Source organism: Bacillus cereus group sp. MYBK79-1 (assembly GCF_051915365.1).
GTDB lineage: Bacteria > Bacillota > Bacilli > Bacillales > Bacillaceae_G > Bacillus_A.
In genome coordinates this window covers 124461-143325 of record NZ_JBQAEO010000011.1, presented here as the reverse complement: position 1 = coordinate 143325, position 18865 = coordinate 124461, and the positions used below count along the sequence as shown (strand labels likewise).

Sequence of the window (18865 nt, the reverse complement as noted above, 5' to 3'; positions counted from 1 at the left end):
TTTCTTTTATATTCCTCCCTCTATGTACATTCTCGGTGTTAATTATCTATTCAAAAACATATCTAATTCTTTCGCTAGCGACTGTACTGCTTTCTTTCTCAATACATATTTCCCGTCATGTATATCAACTAACTTCGCTGCACGTAACAATTTCAAATGATGGTGTACTGTCGACTTACCGAGTTGCAGTCTCTCTGTAATTTCCTGCAATGTTCGTTCTTTTTCAAACAACATTTTTACAATGCGTAACCTTGCTTCATCCCCAAGCGCTTTATGCTTTTGAACTAAAAAATAATTCGGTTCATACAGATCTTCAGGATGAATACTTTCGTTTGCGACTGGATAATGAAATACTTTCGTATCTTCAATATCCGCCTCAATATTCCACGGCCTGTACGTCATTTGCGGGATAAGAAGTACGTTATGAACACTTGGTTCTGGCATATAGTTCACACCGCCAGTCGCCCACTCGACAAACTCTTCTGATTTCATCTTTTTATTCATTTCATTTTTCGCTTCATAATCTCGTTTTAATATAGATAGTATTTGCTCTTCCTCTTTCTGAATAACACTCTCATACCAACCTGTCATAACAGCGATTAAATGAGATTTCAGCACTTGTACATCAACTTCACATATAAAAGGAATATACGTAGAGAAAAACGGATGATCTTGTGTCAGTTCTTTTAGTTCATGTATTGCAGTTACGTCTCCACTTGCTGCTAAATGTCTTTGCCCTTCATACTCCTCACCTAAAAACGGTAAACATATATACTTCAAACCTACTTCTGAAAGCGAATCGATTTTAGCATGAAACTGTGATAAGTCCTGAAACTCTTCCTTATACAACAACTGAAGCAACGCTTTCCACGTATTATGTTCTTCTACACACTGTAAGTGCTCTCTCATTTCTTCTGTTAATGATTCCTTCATTTCTTCCCATTCACTTTGAGACTTTTCAAGAGTATCAATTAACCTTTTATGAGTAATTGCTGCAATGCCAAGTGCACATTCGAAAAGTATCGAATATTTCACTTGAACGTTATAAGTTTCCCTCTTTCTACTCGTTATGTGATAAACCTCCATTTATATCCCCTCCTTGTTTGCTATATATTAAATTCTATTTTTATCGAATTTTACCTTCTATATTTTTAGAATTAACAAAATTTTAGTCGAAACACATTCATTCTAAATTAAGAAGAATAGGAGCTTTTTTATATACAAATAATAAGCCTCAAGGAGTTGTTGATATGCATTTTATATTAAATATGTTAGGAATTTTCGTTGTCATATTAATCGTTTTCCTATGTTCGCCTAATAAAAAACAAATAAAATGGAGACCAATCGTTATTCTAATCATATTGGAGCTCTTTATTACATGGTTTATGTTAGGTACGAAGCTCGGCAGTATTATCATTAATAAAATTGCATCATTTTTCAGTTGGCTACTAGCATGCGCGAATGAAGGTATTCGGTTTGCCTTTCCTTCCGCTATGGAAAATCAAACCGTTGATTTCTTCTTTAGCGCATTACTTCCTATCATTTTCGTTATCACGTTCTTTGATATTCTTTCTTACTTTGGAATCTTAACTTGGATTATTGATAAAGTAGGTGCAGTTATTTCAAAGATTTCTCGTTTACCAAAATTAGAAAGCTTCTTTTCGATTCAAATGATGTTTTTAGGAAACACTGAAGCACTTGCGGTTGTTCGTGATCAATTATCTGTTTTAAAAGAAAATCGTTTATTAACTTTTGGAATTATGAGTATGAGTAGCGTTAGCGGATCCATTCTTGGCGCTTATTTATCGATGGTTCCAGCTACATATATTTTCAGCGCAATCCCTTTAAACTGTATTAACGCATTAATTTTAGCCAATGTCTTAAACCCTGTTGAAGTCCCGAAAGAAGAAGATGTTGTTTATTCTCCTTCAAAACATGAAAAAAAGGATTTCTTTTCTACTATTTCAAACAGTATGTTAGTCGGTATGAATATGGTTATCGTTATTTTAGCTATGGTAATTGGTTATGTAGCATTAACTGCATGTTTAAACGGGATTTTAAGCTTTTTCGTAACAGGTTTAACAATCGAAAAAATCTTCTCCATTATCTTTAGTCCCTTTGCTTTTTTACTTGGTTTATCGGGCAGTGATGCTATGTATGTAGCTGAATTAATGGGGATCAAAATAACGACGAATGAATTTGTTGCTATGATGGATTTAAAATCGAACTTAAAGTCGTTACAACCACATACAATTGCGGTTGCAACAACATTTCTAGCCTCTTTTGCTAACTTTAGTACAGTAGGTATGATTTATGGAACTTACAATTCATTATTTGGTGGAGAAAAATCAGCCATAATCGGTAAAAATGTTTGGAAACTCCTTGTGAGCGGAATGGCTGTTTCCTTATTAAGCGCTATGCTTGTTGGGCTATTTGTATGGTAAATACTCTTTAAAATAAAAGACACTCAAACGAATTGAGTGTCTTTTATTATTATTTTCGAATCTGTCCATTCCCACGAATCACATATTTTGTAGAAGTTAATGCAGGAAGCCCCATTGGTCCCCTTACATGTAGCTTTTGTGTACTGATGCCAATTTCTGCTCCGAATCCGAATTCAGATCCATCAGTAAAACGAGTTGATGCATTATGATACAGTGCAGCAGCATCTACAGATATGAAAAATTTGCTGACGTTTTCCTCGTCCTCTGTAATAATCGCTTCAGAATGCATAGATCCATACGTATTTATGTGATGAATCCCTTCTTCTATAGAAGAAACTACTTTCACTGCTAGCGTGAGTGATAAAAATTCTGTTTCCCAGTCTTCTTCTGAAGCAAGTACAATTGAAGAATCAAGTTCCAGTACTTTCTGATCACCACGTAACTCCACGCCTTTTTCCTTCAAAGACGAAAACAACTCGCTACCATATTTCTGCGCCCACTTCTCATGAAGTACAATCGTTTCAATTGCATTACATACAGATGGACGCTGCGTTTTTGCATTTATAATAATATCAATTGCCATTTGCGTATTCGCTGTTTCATCAATGAAAATATGACAATTTCCCGCACCTGTTTCAAGTACTGGAACAGACGCTTCTCGCACTACAGTATCAATTAATTGTTTGCCACCTCTTGGAATAAGAACGTCTAGGTAATCATTCATTGTAAACAACTGCTTTGCACTATCCCGTGTTGTGTCTTCTATAAGCTGTACACTTTCTTCTGGCAAACTTGTTTCTTTAAGTGCTCGGTGAATAACGGCAACGATGGCTTTGTTAGAATGAATAGCAGAAGAACTACCACGTAATATAACTGCATTTCCTGTTTTCAAACAAATTGTGGCAGCATCTACTGTTACATTTGGCCTTGCCTCATAAATCATCCCAACTACACCAAGTGGTACACGCATTTCCTGAATAGATAGTCCATTTGGTCGTTCCCATTCACTTACACATTCTCCAACAGGATCACTTAATTCGATTAATTGCTTAATCCCCTCTGTCATATCAACAATACGCTGTTCATTCAGCATAAGACGATCAAGGAGTGAATCAGAAAATCCTTTCGCCTTACCTTCTTCGATATCACGTTTGTTTTCCGCTAAAATATAAGCTGTTTCTACAATTAACTGCTCCGCAATAGCAACAAGTGCTTCGTTTTTTTGACTTGTAGATTTAAGCACAAGTTCTCTAGCAATTTCTTTCGCCTTTTTCCCCTTTGCCAACACTTCATTCATTTTTATTTCCTCCTTTTTAACATCACTATTCTTAAAGTGAAACCCAATAATCTCTATGAATGACTTCATAATTATGCCTTTCGCCTATTGCTTGAATATGTTGGCTTTGCATACCTTTTATTTCTCTTAATTCCTCTGCGCTATATGTGCATTGTCCTTTTCCAATTACGCGTCCTTGCTTTGTCATTACTTCTACGACATCGCCAACTTTGAAAAATCCTGAAACATTTGTAACGCCAGCAGGAAGAAGACTCTTACCATGCTGAATGATAGCTGTAGCTGCTCCGGCGTCTATTTCAATTTGTCCACTAACAAGTGAATGCAAGGCAATCCATTGCTTGTTCATCTTTATTTCTTTTTGAGGAGCATTTCCCACATATGTTCCATCACCTTTGCCCTTCAAAACATCTACAAATTTCTCTTGTCCACGTCCTGTTCCGATAAATACACTCACGCCAAGAGAAAGTGCTGTCTTCGCAGCATCAATTTTTGATTTCATACCGCCAGTCCCAAGTTTGGACCCAGCATCTCCTGCAAGAGAAGCAATTTCTTCTGTAACTTCAGGAAGAAAATAATACTTTTTCGCATCCGCATTTTTCTGAGGGTTTTTGTCATATAGACCGTTCACATCCGTAAAAATCATAAGCATATCCGCCGAAACAAGCCCGCTTACTAAAGCTGACAGCATATCATTGTCACCGAACGTTAGCTCCTCTAAAGAGATAGAATCATTTTCATTAATGATTGGTAGAGCAGAACGGTTTAGTAACTCTCCTAAAGTAGCGTAGGCGTTATTATATTGTTCTTTTCTAGAAAAATCACTTCTAGTCAGCAATAATTGCGCAGTAACGATACCATACTTACGGAATTCCTCCGTGTACGCCTGCATTAACAAACTTTGTCCGACAGCCGCAGCAGCCTGTTTTCCTTTAATTGTCACAGGCCTGCTAGGATACCCTAGAGCAGAAAAACCTGCAGCGACGGCCCCAGATGTAATTAACAAAACTTCATGCCCTTCCTCTTTCAATCGAGCCAATGCGGCAACGTGATCTGAAAGTTGTTCTTTAGAAATGCCTCCGTGACTATCTGCTAGAGAGCTGCTCCCAATCTTTACAACAATTCGGTGTTTTTTCACTTTTGTATCCCCCAAGTCTAAAATCAAAGTTTTTTATAAATTACACTTTTATTCATTCGGCTTACAGCGCCTTCTATTCTTATCAGTGCTGCACCTAGCCTATTAAAGAGCAAAATAAAAATGACCGCTTCGCCCTTAATAAAATAAAAAGGACGAAACGGTCATTGTTCCGCGGTACCACCTTAATTGATATACATAGATATCCACTTGGCGCCTATAACGCAGGCGAACGCCTAAACTTTCATTTAAGACTCAGGGATAGGTTCGATATATTCTATACGAGGAATCTTTCAGCCGGTGAATTCCACTCTCTTTCGCAAGAAGACATATGTACTATTTCCCTTCAACGATTTTCAGTTTAATTTTTTATATTATGCGATATAGTTCCATTTGGTGTCAAGAGGTATTTTTAAAAATAAATAGAGCGGCAAGTTACTTGTATGAGAATATTTCCCTAATGAATGAAAATACAAATCGATATAAATTCAACTCATATTCATCAACATAAAACCTTAAATTAAAGTGTATATATTTACATAATGTCGAATATAATTGATTTTTAACTTTTGGTGTTGCAAAAAGGAATATATTCTCTTAGAATGTTTCTTTATATTGCATGTTGATGTTATTGTTATTTTAAGATAACAATTTCGAAATGATATAATTTACTATAAAAGGAGCAAGATTGAGTAATTATGGACAAACAAATTGGATTCATCGGATGCGGAAATATGGGAATGGCTATCATTGGCGGGATGCTAAACAAAAAGGTAGTGTCTGCAAATCATGTTATTTGTTCGGATTTAAACACTACAAATTTAAAACATGCTAACGAAAAATATGGGCTAACTACAACTATTGACAACAATGAAGTAGCTAAAAATGCTGATATTTTAATTTTATCAATTAAACCAGACTTATACCCATCAGTAATTAACGAAATAAAAGAAGTGATCAAAAACGATGTTATCGTCGTTACGATTGCTGCTGGAAAAAGCATTAAAAGTACTGAAGAGGTCTTTGATAAGAAATTAAAAGTTGTACGAGTAATGCCTAATACCCCTGCTCTCGTTGGAGAAGGAATGTCTGCGTTATGCCCAAATGAAATGGTGACAGAACAAGATTTAGAAGATGTGCTAAACATTTTCAATAGCTTTGGTCAAACAGAGATTGTAAGTGAAAAATTAATGGATGTTGTTACATCAGTAAGTGGTTCTTCACCAGCATACGTATATATGATTATAGAAGCGATGGCAGACGCCGCTGTACTTGATGGTATGCCACGCAATCAAGCATATAAATTCGCTGCTCAAGCTGTGTTAGGCTCTGCCAAAATGGTACTGGAAACAGGAATACATCCAGGTGCATTGAAAGATATGGTTTGTTCTCCTGGTGGAACAACGATAGAAGCTGTAGCAACATTAGAGGAAAAAGGCTTACGAACTGCAATTATTTCCGCTATGCAGCGTTGTACGCAAAAGTCTATTGAACTATCTGGTCAAACTAAAAAGTAAAACTATAAAAGAGATCACGTTAGCTATGAATTTAATTAGAAAATGGTGGATTACATACTCGCTCGCTTTCACTAAATGATAAACGGACAAACTCATATATACTTGAGTTTGTCCGTTCTTTTGGTTATATTGAGATAATTTTATTTTTATCTTCTTTTGAGATTTTTGTTTTATCCCTTCCTTATCACCTACTATGATTGTGGAATTTTATTAGAAACTAATAATTTTTCAATGCATTTCGGCAACATATCTAATAGTGTTTCAAATGCGTAATTTACATCTAAACGTTCTGTCCATTGATGTGCATCTTTTCCTACCGGCCCCATATTTAATACTGGAACGTCAAACTCTTCTAATTCCTGAAGCGGAATCGAATAACCTTTATCCCATAATGGCATATTGTCTACAAGTGAACTCATTGAATCTAGTGGGTTTTGTAAGCCCACATAACTCAAATCTGAAATTCCTCCAAAATAGTTTTGGTTTTCAAATGTAATGTTATGATTGAAGTGTGCATACTTTTCCATTTCTGCAACTACTTCTTTAATTAACGGATTGTTGCGTGAACTTACAGCTGGATAATATGGTGGAGCAAAGAAAAGTACAATCATCGGCGCCTTTTCTTTACATAAGATGGCTAATTTATCAACTAAATCAATCGTTACCGCACGATCATCCTTATCTTCTCTATTTTTTATTATACTAGATTGAATATCATCTATTTTCTCTTGCCCATGTTGTTCAATTGCATAAGCAATAAGCTCTTCATACGTTAATACATTTACTTTCATATTAGGCGGTATAAACGGATTATATTTAGAAAAACGATATGCTTGCTTCTCATATGATTCTTCTATTTTCTCTGCTACTTTCGTTACTTTTTGACGTAACAATGAAACGACATCTGTCATTGATTTTTCTAGTAAAAACAAATTAAATAATGTAACGGCACGATGCGGAATTTGGACAGAATAATCCTCCTTTAAGTCCCTTTGAAGTAAGTTAGTTGGCGGAGGGCTCGCTTCTCCTTCTACAATATCACAAAGGTCTGTATTCAACTCTAATTCTGCTGTTATTAATGAAGCCATATAACTCCCATTTAAGCCCGCAAAAGGTTCACCTACATGTGTTTCTTTACCATAGCAAAGAAATCCAGGTAACACTTTACCAATAGAACCAGTGTAAATATACTTATTTTGGTCACCAGGGTGCCTCGAAAACATAGGTTCTGAATTTAGGACTGTTTTATAATTTAAATCGTGTTCTTTTGCTAACTCTAGTAATCTTGGAACAGCAGCCCTCATCCCTACAGAGTTTACTTCTTCATCTGGAACAGCTAATAAAAGTACATTTCCATCAAATCTTCCTTCACAGGCTTGCTCAATCATTGCCATTTGTAACGTGAGGCCGCATTTCATGTCCATTGTTCCTCTACCAAATAGCCAATTTCCCTCTTCTATATCTTCACGTACTTGATCTGGTAGTTCATCTTTATGTGAATAAAACATAGACGTTAACTTTTTAGGATTGAATGCTTCTTCTTTCCACACTCCGTAATCTTGTACATCTACAACATCAAAGTGACTAACTAGAATTACGGTGTTTTTTGTACTATCACTTTTCTTTACGAGAGCTGTGACAAAATATCGTCCATCCCCCGTCGGATTTTTTTGTAAATGATGCGGGTTTTCTTTGAAGTACTGTAAATCTGATAATTGTTCCACAACAAAGTCTGGCAATATCACTTCAGCTTCTGTACCTGTAATACTAGGAATTTCAACAAGACTGCTTAATAATTGAATTAATTGCTCTTTTGATTGCCACTTTGACATATAAATCCCCCTATTTTTCCGCATTATGAAAATCAATTCCAATATATGAATAAAAAATGACGACAGCTATCAAAATTATAGTTCTGATGTACTGCCGATTTTTATTGATATTTCATGAGCAGCTTGTTTTACCTTACTAATAAGAAAAGATAGTCGATCATCATTTATACGATGACTAATTAACCCAACACTTAATGCTCCTACTACTTTATGATTAAATCCGATAATAGGTGCAGCTACTGAAGCTGTCCCTTCTGTTTTTTCACCATAACTTACCGCATATCCTTCATTTCTTATTTGCTTTATTTGCTCTAAAAGAATGCGCTTTTGTTCTGGTAAAGAAGAAAGTAAATGTTCTACAATATGTTCCATTTCACTTGTTTTCATATTGGCAAGCATTGTTTTATTTGCAGCACCAATTGAAAGTGGAATCTGTTCACCTAGATTATCAATAACTCGAATTTTTAAAGGACTATCTATTCTTTCAATGATAATAGAATGTGTTCCATTTGGAATGTTCAAATAAACACTTTCTTCTACTTCAGAAGCTAACCGCTTCATCACTTCTCTTGCAACTGATCTGTAGTCTACTTTCTCCAATTGACGTAATCCTATTTCCATCCACATTGGCCCAATTTTGTACTGTTTCGTTTCTGAAATTTGCGTAACTAACCCATGCTCGATTAGAGAATTAAGTAATCTATGTACTGTACTAACTGGGAGATGTGTTCTGTCCGCAATATCAGAAATAGCCCAATACTCTTTTTCATTAGTAGAATTTAATAACTTTATAATACTTATCGCTCGATCAATGGACTGCACCATAATAACTCACCTCAGCTTGACTTGTAATATGCTAGTACGCTCAATTACCTATCAATTTAACAAAAATTCAAAATGAAATCAATCCATTTATTCAATTTTCTAAAAATAAAATAACCACGGACAATAATTTGAAAACGCAATCAAAAAAATATTGACTTTTCTTTTTAATTATCTGAAAATTATAACAAGATTTCACATCACGGAATACATTCCACAATACGGAAAAACATCGAACTTCATTCTATCAACTACGAAAGTGAGGAAAACAATGACGCAAGTAAGTAATACAAACAATGAATTAAAACGAACGATGAAAAGTAGACACTTATTCATGATTGCACTCGGTGGTGTGATTGGAACGGGGTTATTTAACGGATCTGGTTTTATTATAAGTCAAGCTGGACCTGGTGGATCCGTACTTGCCTTTATGGCTGGTGGATTATTAATGTATTTCGTTATGCTTTGTCTTGGTGAACTTGCTGTAGCCATGCCTGTTTCAGGTTCGTTCCAGGAATATGCCACTAAGTTCATCAATCCCGCAACTGGTTTTACAATTGGATGGTTGTATTGGTTAAGCTGGGCGAATACGACCGGTCTTGAATTTACAACGGCTGGCATTACAATGCAGCGCTGGTTTCCTGATATTCCTGTCTGGGTTTGGTGTTTAATATTTGGCATTACAATCTTCACTATTAACGCATTATCTGCTCGTAGTTATGCAGAAACAGAATTTTGGTTTTCAAGTATAAAAGTATCTGCCATTATAGCTTTTATTATCCTTGGCGGCGCCGCTATGTTCGGTTTTATTGATTTAAAAGGCGACGAACCAGCCCCTTTATTATCAAATTTCGTAAATCATGGCGGTTTATTCCCAAATGGACTTGCAGCTATCCTATTAACAATGGTTACAGTCAATTATTCCTTCCAAGGTACAGAACTTGTCGGAATCGCAGCAGGTGAAAGTGAAGATCCAGCAAAAACTTTACCTCGTTCTATTAGAAATATTATATGGCGCACGATGTTTTTCTTCGTCTTAGCAATCTTTGTTCTAGTCGCTTTAATTCCTTGGGAAGAAGCAGGATTAACAAAGAGCCCATTCGTTGCTGTTTTTGATAATATCGGGATTCCCTATGCAGCTGATATTATGAACTTTGTTATTCTTACAGCTGTTCTTTCTGTCGCAAACTCTGGACTGTACGCCGCAACTCGCATGCTTTGGTCATTATCAAAAAATGAAATGGCTCCTGCCTTTTTAAAGAAATTATCTTCACGAGGAATACCTTTAAACGCTTTAATTTTGACAATTTCTATTTCTGCTTTTTCTCTTTTAACAAGCGTCGTAGCTGCTGAAACAGTTTACTTATGGTTAATTTCCATTTCTGGCGTCATTACAATCATTGTTTGGATGTCAATTTGTGTCTCTCAATTCTTTTTCCGTAAACATTATTTAGCCGAAGGTGGAAAATTACAAGACTTAAAATTCAAAACTCCACTTTATCCACTTGTACCTATTCTTGGTTTTGGATTGTATGGCATTATATTAATCAGTCTTATCTTTATCCCTGAACAACGACTTGGAATCTATTGCACTGTACCATTTATCATCTTTTGCTACACCTACTATCACTTTAAAGTTAAGAAAAGAATTGCTACTAACACTCAAAGTGAAACTAAAATTAGCGAGACTATGTAATACTATACTTATATATAAAAGACCGCACATAGCTTTCACTTTATGTGCGGTCTTTTATCCTTTTCACTTTTTCTTTGATTTCAAGTTATGCGAAGAATGATGTTTGTATCATTTCAACAGTCAATGCTACTAGCAATTTTGATTTCTTACTATTTATAAGTTAATGATTTTCCTTACTATTACTGCTTTGATATATTGAATATATAATACTTAAAAATTTAAAATAGACAGGAGTTATGTACGATGATAAAAGGTTTTGGGGGAATATTTTGGAGAACTAAAAATATTGACGTTCTAAAAAAATGGTACAGCGAAGTGTTGAAAATTGAAATAGACAATTGGAATGGGACTGTGATTAAACCACAATTAGGAAATGAAACTATTTTTTCTTTCTTTACCGAAGATGATAATTATTTTCCAACAGAACAGCAAGTGATGTTAAATTTTCAAGTACATAATATGAATGAGACTATTCAGCATCTTGAACTTATTGGCGTACCGCTTGAAAAGAAAGAAGAAATTAGTGAATTCGGGAAGTTCATTTGGATTAAAGATCCTGAAGGTCGCCTAATTGAGCTTTGGGAAAAATAGACGGTTATAATCATTTGCTATTAAGCTAGTGATTGCTTTCGTTTCACAAAATAAAAAAGTCGATTTCTTAACTCCACAGGAAATCGACTTTTTTTCGTATCCCATCGCCATAAAATGAAACTACTTCCTTTGATTAGATTATTTGCGAACATAAGATGCGAAAAATAGTTTTTTCTAGCTGCTTATTTAACTCTTTTAATTCGCTTTAAAATTATATAATGGCTTTATAATGTGCTTTATATCTATTGTTTCTTTCGTATTTTCGATAATTTCATTCATTGGCTTGTAGACCATTGGTGCCTCATCAATTGTACTTTCTACTACCGATGTTGTCCACACCTCTGTCATCGTATTTTGAAATTCCTCTAGACTCAATGATTCTTTAGCCTTCTTACGACTCATGATACGTCCTGCCCCATGCGGACCAGAAAAGTTCCAGTCTGGATTGCCTTTACCAAATGCAATAATTGAACCATCTCTCATGTTAATTGGAATAATGACTCGTTCATCTTTCTGAGCTGAAATAGCACCTTTTCGTAGAATCATATTTTCCATGTCAATATAGTTATGTATTGTAGTAAATTGATCCGTAATTCTCCAGTCCATTTTCGTAACAATTTCATCAATCATTGCTTTACGATTTAACGCAGCATACTTTTGGGCAATATTCATGTCATTCATATAATCTTTGAATCCTTGCCCTTCTAAATAAGCTAGTTCTTTACGAATCTTAGGCTTCTGAATTCCACGTAAAGTTTCTTGTATTTCTTTTGCTCTCCCCTCTTCAGTTAATCTCTTAATAATCTCGTTTTTCATTGATGTAACATCAATGAGTTGTTCATATGCGACGTTTTGGTAATACTCTGCTATTTGTTTACCTAAATTACGAGAACCACTATGAATGACAATATATACATTCCCTTTATCATCTTCATTTAATTCAATGAAATGATTTCCACCTCCAAGAGTACCTATACTTTTTTGAGCCCGTTGTAATGTAAATGGAGCTCTCACACCATCAAAATCATTCATTTTTGAGAATCGATGTTCTTTATCTCGTATACGAAAACCACTTGGAACGAATTTACGTATTGTTTCGTCTAAGCAATCGAAATTAATTTCTTCTTTTTTCTTATCAATTACAACAACTTCCATCCCACACCCAATATCTACCCCTACAAGATTAGGAACAATTTTATCTTGTATTGTCATTGTTGTCCCAATCGTACAACCTGCTCCCGCGTGTGTATCTGGCATAATACGAATTTGACTATCCTTTACGAATTCTTGATTACAAAGATCAAGAATCTGTCCAGTCGCAGTCTCATCAACGTTATTCGTAAATACTTTCGCTTCATTGTGTTTTCCTTGTAATTTCAACATCTTTCATTTCCCCTTCCTTTTGAAAGAATTATTTTATTACGTTGGTTTTGTTCTTATAATTACTATCATCTACCTTCTGCTTTCCATTATATATGTATGATATCCTTCACAATAATAAAAAATTATGATGATTTATCTTGTTTACATAATATAATTACCATATCCTTAAATTTATACCTACACATCGTCCTCGATATCAGTTATATATAACAAAAACTCCCCTTACATCAAAATTGATTAAGGGGAGTTTTATATACGATAAAATTATAGTTCAGATTTCACTCGAACAGAAACATTGTTTTTAATTATTTTTTTGAACTCTTTAAAACTAACAAAATTGTTACTTTTCTCATCCCAAAGACGGAAGCGGAGTGATCGTAAGCTTGTAGCAAGAGTAATCGTTGGTACATTTTTTAACGGAAGCGTATTATTGTGTGCCTCTTCTAGTTTATAGTTAGGTACTCTTGGACTTAAATGGTGAACATGATGGAATCCAATATTACCAGTTAGAAATTGCAAGATTTTTGGAAGTTTATAAAATGAACTTCCTTCCACTGCCGCTTTCACATATTCCCATTCTTTATCTTCTTCAAAATAAGAATCCTCGAATGTGTGCTGTACGTAAAACAGCCAAATTCCTACTGAACCTGCTATTAAGAATATCGTACCATGTACTAACAGAAACGATTGCCACCCAATTGCCCAGCAAAGTATAGCTACTACAGCAACGATTATTATATTCGTCAAATAAGTATTCATACGTTCTTTCTGTCTAGCTCCTTTTCGGTTAAATCTATTTTTAAGCAAGAAAACATAAATCGGGCCTAATCCAAACATAACGAATGGATTACGATATAAACGATATGCTAAACGAAGTCTAAATGGCGCAGCAACATATTCATCCACTGTAAGCGTCCAAATATCTCCTGTACCTCGCTTATCCAAATTACCACTTGTAGCGTGATGAATAGCATGCTCATGTCCCCATTGATCAAATGGGAATAACGTTAACACACCCATACATGTCCCTACTATTCTATTGGCAGGTCGACTTTTAAAGAATGAATAATGGGTACAATCATGAAAAATTATGAAAATTCGCGTCATAAAACCAGCAGCTAACAGAGATGGAACTAATGCTAACAGATAAGAAACAGACAAACTTTTATAAGCAAGGTACCACAAAATAATAAATGGCACGACTGTGTTAATAAGTTGCCACACACTTTTTTTAATCGTTGATTTTTCATATGGAGCAACTTGTTTTTTTAAATTTTTAGTATTTTCTAATGTCATTGTTCTAATTCCCTTCCTTTTTGTTGCTAATTCACATTATAGCATACTATTAGTATCAGGTGTTAAAAGTAGATGTAATAAATATTATATATTATAAAAATCTCTTTTTTCTTACTCATTACTTACAAATTACTTACGGCCAAAAAGGCTTCTATAATTGGACTGATGGATCATTTCATTTATAATAAAGACATCTATTTTTTCCAATAAATATATAAAAAAGCAAAGAACTTTTTCACAAGAAGAAAAGAGCTGCCGCAAGTCAGGTTTCACCGACTTATGACAGCTCCTCTTCATTTTATTTTAGCGATGGATCCAAACTGCACCTGCAGATTTGTCTTCCGCTTGACCTACTACTTCAAACTTCAATCCAAGTTTCGGCAACTTACGTCCGGCATCTGGAATAACACTGTTGATGTATTGCTTAGAATCATCAAATTTCGCAACGCCTGGCAATCCTTTATAATCAAAGATACCGCGGGTTGGCGAGTTTACTTTCCATGCTGGCGTTTGATCAAATGAGAATGCCGCATCGGCAATTTGATAACGCGTACTGCTCTTCACAGTTGGTTGTCCATTTAATGTTCCTACGATTGCCTCTGGATGAGAATCTACTACCCCAAGGAATCCTTCGCCTGGATGAACGCCTACCCAGTTATCTGTAAAGCTTTGATCCGCATACCATACAACCATTCCTGTATTAAATACTGGACCACGTGCATGTTGTAGCGCCGTGTCAGACCCAGCGTAATTTCGCCACTCGATATAGTAGTTATGTTTTTTCTGTTCAAATCCGTTAGACACAGTAAATCCTTTTAGTGTCATTGCTGACTGGCCTTCTGCATCATCAGAGAAAACAACTTTTCCATCTACAGTTAATGCTGCATTGTCTAACGCAAATCCTTTATATGCTACTGCAATATCTGTTACATACTCAAATTGTAATTTTACTTTCTTTCCTTTGAATTGGCTTAAATCATATGATTTATCAACCCACTTACCATCCGTTGTATCTATTCCGGCTTTTACATCTTTTTCGCCCATTCTATCAATTCGCGTCTTCGTTCCATCTTCTGCAACCGCATTTACGTCAAGGAAATCATACTTCGCTTCCAGTTCATAAAATGCCTTATAATCAAACTTAGCATCCGTTGCAGTCGTTAAGTCAAATACTGGTGTCTCAAGTGTTGTATGAATGTCATTTCCTTTTGTGCTGTAATAAAATTTCTTACCAAATGCTGATTCGATATTTTTTATATCTTTGTCTGGCAAGTTAACACGAACGATTCCTGGTCGTTTTGATTTTGTAACACTTTGATCTAAATATGTTGCAGTACCAATTCCCGTACGAAGTTTATCATAATCTACCTCGACGATATTCGCCCAGTTCCCCTTCATATTCTTTTGGAAAAACTCTTTATTTTGCGGTGAGAAACTTGTTGGCTCTGTTCCTGCAATTTTTCCAGCCCAGCTACCACCACTCATAAGAGACCATGATTCAACTGGTTCGCCTTGTCCTGAGTACTTTGTATCATATTCATCTGGTAAGCCTAAATCATGACCGTACTCATGTGCAAACACACCAACTGCTCCGTCTTCAGGCTCAATTGTATAATCATATGCAGCCATCTTTCCGCCCCAGTTTGATACAGTAGATTTTGTACCATCAATCGCATATGGCTTCGATCCTAGTTTTGAACGATGTGACCAAATCGCATCATCTTTCAATTTACCGCCGCCAGCTTCTTGACCCACGCCAGCATGTACAACCATTAAGTGGTCAATAATTCCATCTGGCTCGTTTTTATTTCCATCACCATCTTGATCGTATTGATCAAATTGGTCATAGTCTGCTAAATTGATACCTTTTGCTACCGCTGCTTTTAATGCTTCTTTCACAAAATCACGTGGGCCTAAAGGACCTTTATTATCATGACCAGTTCCCGCATCCGCACCATAATCTGAAGCTTTTCCTGGAACAGTAAGCCATTCGGTTACAGTGCCATCAACTGTGTAGCTTCCGCCAGATTGCTCTTCATAATATTGTTTAAAAGTGTTAATCTTCGATCCATCAAATAACGTAAATTGCTCATCACCAAATAACATTTTTTGATAATGTTCACGATTAAAGTCCTTAGAATACATGTAACCCGGCTCTTGATCAATATTATTATGCTTAAAATCGCTAAATTCTACGAGTAAAACAAGTACTTTATCTTTTCGGACAGCTCCATTGTACTCAGCTTGCTTCGCTGGTGTAGTAGGTACTTTTCCATTTAATTTTCTAGAATTCAACCCTGTATCTTGTCCAGCAACTAGTCCTACTTCAGGCTGCTGCGCCTGTTCATTTTCCTTCATTTTTGTATCTTTTACTTTTTTCATAAAATCAGAAGCTTCTTGCGTAAGACTATCGCCTGTCAAGATTTCTTTCCCAGGGTTTTCCCCTTTCTTTTTCTCAACATATTTTTCGACAGCCTTTGATGTCTCAGCTTGTGATGCAGATTGATCAATTACTCCCCGTTGTTTCAGCGCTTCTGCCAAACGCTCATCTGGTATTAAATGCTCATCTATTGGTAGAGATGGTGGCGTATCAGCATACGCTGCATGACTTCCAAAAGCAAACGTACTACTTAGCACTGCCGCTGTTGCTAATACTGATAAAGGTTTTAGCTTCTTATTCTTTTTCAATGTATTTCCTCCCCGATTGTTGAGAATCATCGTTTTTTATCGATAACAACATATTATTCGTTATAATGTGAATATTCAATATTTTATCAACGTACAATTGTTGAGAAATATTTTTATATAGGGTGAAAATATAAAATAAGAATACGCCTACTATTGCGAAATCCCCATTCAAAATAACTTATAAAACTTACAGAAAGTTTTTTGTAGAAACTACAATACTCTATACTCTTTTTCGAGTGAAATCTCATTTACACAAAAAATGTCAATTCCTAAGTACTAGCTAAGGAATTGACATTTTTTAACGAGAATGTTTTATGAATAAATGGATTGCTTCTTCTGGTACATAGAACTTACCATTGCTTTCTACAACTATGCTACCTAATTCATAATCTTTATTCTTAATACGAATTATATTTTTATTTACAAATAATTGAGCTTTTACATTATTACGTTTTACTATGAGCAACGGGTTTGCTGCATCAGTTTTGTCTATTATTACAGTTGCACCATTTTGTTTAAAGGCTGAATCACTCTCTACAAATAATTTATTTGTTACTTCTGCTAAGTTAAAGCCCATTGCTTTCGCCATCGTTTTCGCAATATCTGTGTTTTGAATCAAACCGTATGGCTTTTTAGGACCGTAAGAATATAAAAACACATCCTCACCTGTATGGCCACCTGTTGTAAAGCCTATGTTCGCACGATTGGCCAATAATGTAGTAAATATCGGACCTACATCCGATTTCTTTTTTGCTGCTTTTACTCTTTCTTTTTCATCATAAGTTAAATTTTCCAACCCGTATAATTTAGCTACATCTTCTACATTTGATAAATCAGATTTGAGTTTATTTGTAGTCCCTTCAAGTGTCATTTTCGCTTTTTTCAATGGATCAATGTATGTAGAGACCGGTGTAGTATTATATCCTTTTGTCGTATTCATATTCCCGATAGAAATACCGCTATTACCATGGTCAGTTAAAGCGATGAGCAGTGTATTGCCATCATTTTTTGCCAATTGCAACGCTTTTGCTACCGCTTCATCAAATGCCAATACATCGCTAATCATCCCAATTAGATCATTCACATGAGCTGCCCAGTCGGGCTTACTTCCTTCCACAAATAAAAAGAATCCATCTTTATCTTTTGATAACGTTTGAATTGCTTTTTCCGTCATTTGAGAAAGTGTTGGTTGCTCCGGATTTGTTGCTTCACGATCCATATCAAATGCTAAAGCATTATGTGAAAAAGAGCCCCAAATCTTCTTAGATTTAGAGTTCAATAATGCATTTTTCGTTTCAACAAAGTCGTATCCTTTGTCTTGAATCACCTTTACTAAATCTTCACCATCTTTTCTTTTTATAGGTAGGAGTGCCGCTTTTCCTCCGCCTAATACGACATCTATATTTTGATGCACTTGTTGCTCCGCAATTACGTCAAAACGTTTGCGGTTTACATGGTGAGCAGAGAATCCGGCCGGAGTAGCATGCTGAATTTCAGCTGTAGCAACAATTCCAGTTGCGCGACCAGTACGTTTGGCACCTTCTAAAACATTGGCAACTGGCCGTAACTTGTCCTCTTCTTTTATTGATTTTAAGCCAGGTGAACTTACAATTGAAGGTAATACACCTACATATCCTGAATTCGATTTATTCCCCGTCGCTAAAGCTGTAGCTGCTGGGGCTGAGTCTGTTATAGCTGATTCCGCCGAATATGTACGAACTCCTCCTGTTACCATTTCATCTAACGCCAGTGGTTTCCCTTTATACAAGCGAGCTAATGTTGTTGCAGAAGAACTCGTTCCGTCCATAACCATAATGATTACATTTTTCGGTTGCCGTTCTACTTTTTTCACTTTCGCTTCCACCGAATAATAATTCATCATGCTTTCCGTACATAACATACTTAGTGTGATTGTTCCTACTAATAGTAACTTCTTCATCAGTAAACTCAAATTCGACATTGTTGTTCCTCCGTATGTTTTACATTCATTTATATATGTTTTATTAGTCCCCAATTTTCATGAAGCTAACAATCATTACTTTCCCTTTCTATTATTAGTAAAACAACGGACATTACATATCATACCTTTTTATAAAAACGTCTTATCATTCTCTTCCCTAAATTTTATTTCTCAATAAAAATCCGATTAGAATAAATAATAATTTAT

Annotated in this window: 13 protein-coding genes and 1 other annotated feature; of the genes, 4 read left to right on the top strand and 9 right to left on the bottom strand. The window is 35.5% G+C overall.

The window, feature by feature from the left end; translation table 11 throughout:
• Positions 1–42: 42 nt before the first annotated feature.
• Entirely contained in the window at positions 43–1086 is a 1044-nt protein-coding gene (locus ACTFOB_RS18310; protein ID WP_440027889.1) for an ArsR/SmtB family transcription factor, read from the bottom strand.
• Positions 1087–1250: 164 nt separating this feature from the next.
• On the opposite strand from ACTFOB_RS18310, the gene ACTFOB_RS18305 reads away from it, so the two are divergent.
• Positions 1251–2444, top strand: a complete 1194-nt coding sequence (locus ACTFOB_RS18305; protein WP_151635074.1) for a NupC/NupG family nucleoside CNT transporter — start codon at positions 1251–1253, stop codon at positions 2442–2444.
• 49 nt (positions 2445–2493) lie between these two features.
• On the opposite strand, the gene ACTFOB_RS18300 is transcribed toward ACTFOB_RS18305, so the two are convergent.
• The gene (locus ACTFOB_RS18300; protein ID WP_440027893.1) at positions 2494–3741 is read right to left on the bottom strand and encodes a glutamate-5-semialdehyde dehydrogenase; all 1248 of its coding nucleotides are present in this window, start codon (positions 3739–3741) and stop codon (positions 2494–2496) included.
• A gap of 31 nt (positions 3742–3772) precedes the next feature.
• Positions 3773–4876 carry a glutamate 5-kinase gene (gene proB, locus ACTFOB_RS18295; RefSeq protein WP_440027895.1) on the bottom strand — a complete coding sequence of 368 codons (1104 nt, stop codon included), beginning with the start codon at positions 4874–4876 and terminating at the stop codon, positions 3773–3775.
• Between the two features lie 145 nt (positions 4877–5021).
• Positions 5022–5232, bottom strand: a binding site (T-box leader).
• A 339-nt stretch (positions 5233–5571) separates the two neighbouring features.
• Between proB and proC the strand changes: the two genes are divergently transcribed.
• Positions 5572–6390 carry a pyrroline-5-carboxylate reductase gene (gene proC / locus ACTFOB_RS18290; protein WP_440027897.1) on the top strand — a complete coding sequence of 273 codons (819 nt, stop codon included), beginning with the start codon at positions 5572–5574 and terminating at the stop codon, positions 6388–6390.
• Between the two features lie 191 nt (positions 6391–6581).
• Here proC and ACTFOB_RS18285 read toward each other — a convergent pair whose 3' ends face one another.
• Positions 6582–8222, bottom strand: coding sequence for a M20/M25/M40 family metallo-hydrolase (locus ACTFOB_RS18285; protein WP_440027900.1), 1641 nt, complete (start codon positions 8220–8222; stop codon positions 6582–6584).
• Positions 8223–8297: 75 nt separating this feature from the next.
• Positions 8298–9047, bottom strand: a complete 750-nt coding sequence (locus tag ACTFOB_RS18280; RefSeq protein ID WP_440027903.1) for an IclR family transcriptional regulator — start codon at positions 9045–9047, stop codon at positions 8298–8300.
• A 268-nt stretch (positions 9048–9315) separates the two neighbouring features.
• Between ACTFOB_RS18280 and ACTFOB_RS18275 the strand changes: the two genes are divergently transcribed.
• Positions 9316–10740, top strand: coding sequence for an amino acid permease (locus tag ACTFOB_RS18275; protein ID WP_440027906.1), 1425 nt, complete (start codon positions 9316–9318; stop codon positions 10738–10740).
• 243 nt (positions 10741–10983) lie between these two features.
• A complete protein-coding gene (locus ACTFOB_RS18270; RefSeq protein ID WP_440027909.1) occupies positions 10984–11331 on the top strand; it encodes a VOC family protein in 348 nt (115 codons plus the stop codon).
• Between the two features lie 195 nt (positions 11332–11526).
• On the opposite strand, the gene ACTFOB_RS18265 is transcribed toward ACTFOB_RS18270, so the two are convergent.
• From ACTFOB_RS18265 to ACTFOB_RS18250, 4 genes are all read right to left on the bottom strand, one after another.
• Complete coding sequence (locus ACTFOB_RS18265) at positions 11527–12714, bottom strand: RtcB family protein (RefSeq protein ID WP_440027912.1); 1188 nt, start codon at positions 12712–12714, stop codon at positions 11527–11529.
• A 264-nt stretch (positions 12715–12978) separates the two neighbouring features.
• Positions 12979–14010 (bottom strand): fatty acid desaturase, encoded by a 1032-nt coding sequence (locus ACTFOB_RS18260; RefSeq protein WP_440027915.1) that lies wholly within the window; start codon positions 14008–14010, stop codon positions 12979–12981.
• 303 nt (positions 14011–14313) lie between these two features.
• Entirely contained in the window at positions 14314–16698 is a 2385-nt protein-coding gene (locus ACTFOB_RS18255) for an immune inhibitor A domain-containing protein (protein WP_440027918.1), read from the bottom strand.
• Positions 16699–16996: 298 nt separating this feature from the next.
• Positions 16997–18658: an alkaline phosphatase gene (locus tag ACTFOB_RS18250; protein ID WP_440027922.1), complete on the bottom strand. Its 1662-nt coding sequence runs from the start codon at positions 18656–18658 to the stop codon at positions 16997–16999.
• Positions 18659–18865: the final 207 nt, after the last annotated feature.

Coding starts and splice junctions, on each gene's coding strand:
- ACTFOB_RS18300 (WP_440027893.1), bottom strand. CDS start 3,741: ATGAATGAAGTGTTGGCAAAGGGGAAAAAGGCGAAAGAAATTGCTAGA.
- ACTFOB_RS18280 (WP_440027903.1), bottom strand. CDS start 9,047: ATGGTGCAGTCCATTGATCGAGCGATAAGTATTATAAAGTTATTAAAT.
- ACTFOB_RS18305 (WP_151635074.1), top strand. CDS start 1,251: ATGCATTTTATATTAAATATGTTAGGAATTTTCGTTGTCATATTAATC.
- ACTFOB_RS18260 (WP_440027915.1), bottom strand. CDS start 14,010: ATGACATTAGAAAATACTAAAAATTTAAAAAAACAAGTTGCTCCATAT.
- ACTFOB_RS18265 (WP_440027912.1), bottom strand. CDS start 12,714: ATGTTGAAATTACAAGGAAAACACAATGAAGCGAAAGTATTTACGAAT.
- ACTFOB_RS18275 (WP_440027906.1), top strand. CDS start 9,316: ATGACGCAAGTAAGTAATACAAACAATGAATTAAAACGAACGATGAAA.
- ACTFOB_RS18285 (WP_440027900.1), bottom strand. CDS start 8,222: ATGTCAAAGTGGCAATCAAAAGAGCAATTAATTCAATTATTAAGCAGT.
- ACTFOB_RS18310 (WP_440027889.1), bottom strand. CDS start 1,086: ATGGAGGTTTATCACATAACGAGTAGAAAGAGGGAAACTTATAACGTT.
- ACTFOB_RS18270 (WP_440027909.1), top strand. CDS start 10,984: ATGATAAAAGGTTTTGGGGGAATATTTTGGAGAACTAAAAATATTGAC.
- ACTFOB_RS18250 (WP_440027922.1), bottom strand. CDS start 18,658: ATGTCGAATTTGAGTTTACTGATGAAGAAGTTACTATTAGTAGGAACA.
- proC (WP_440027897.1), top strand. CDS start 5,572: ATGGACAAACAAATTGGATTCATCGGATGCGGAAATATGGGAATGGCT.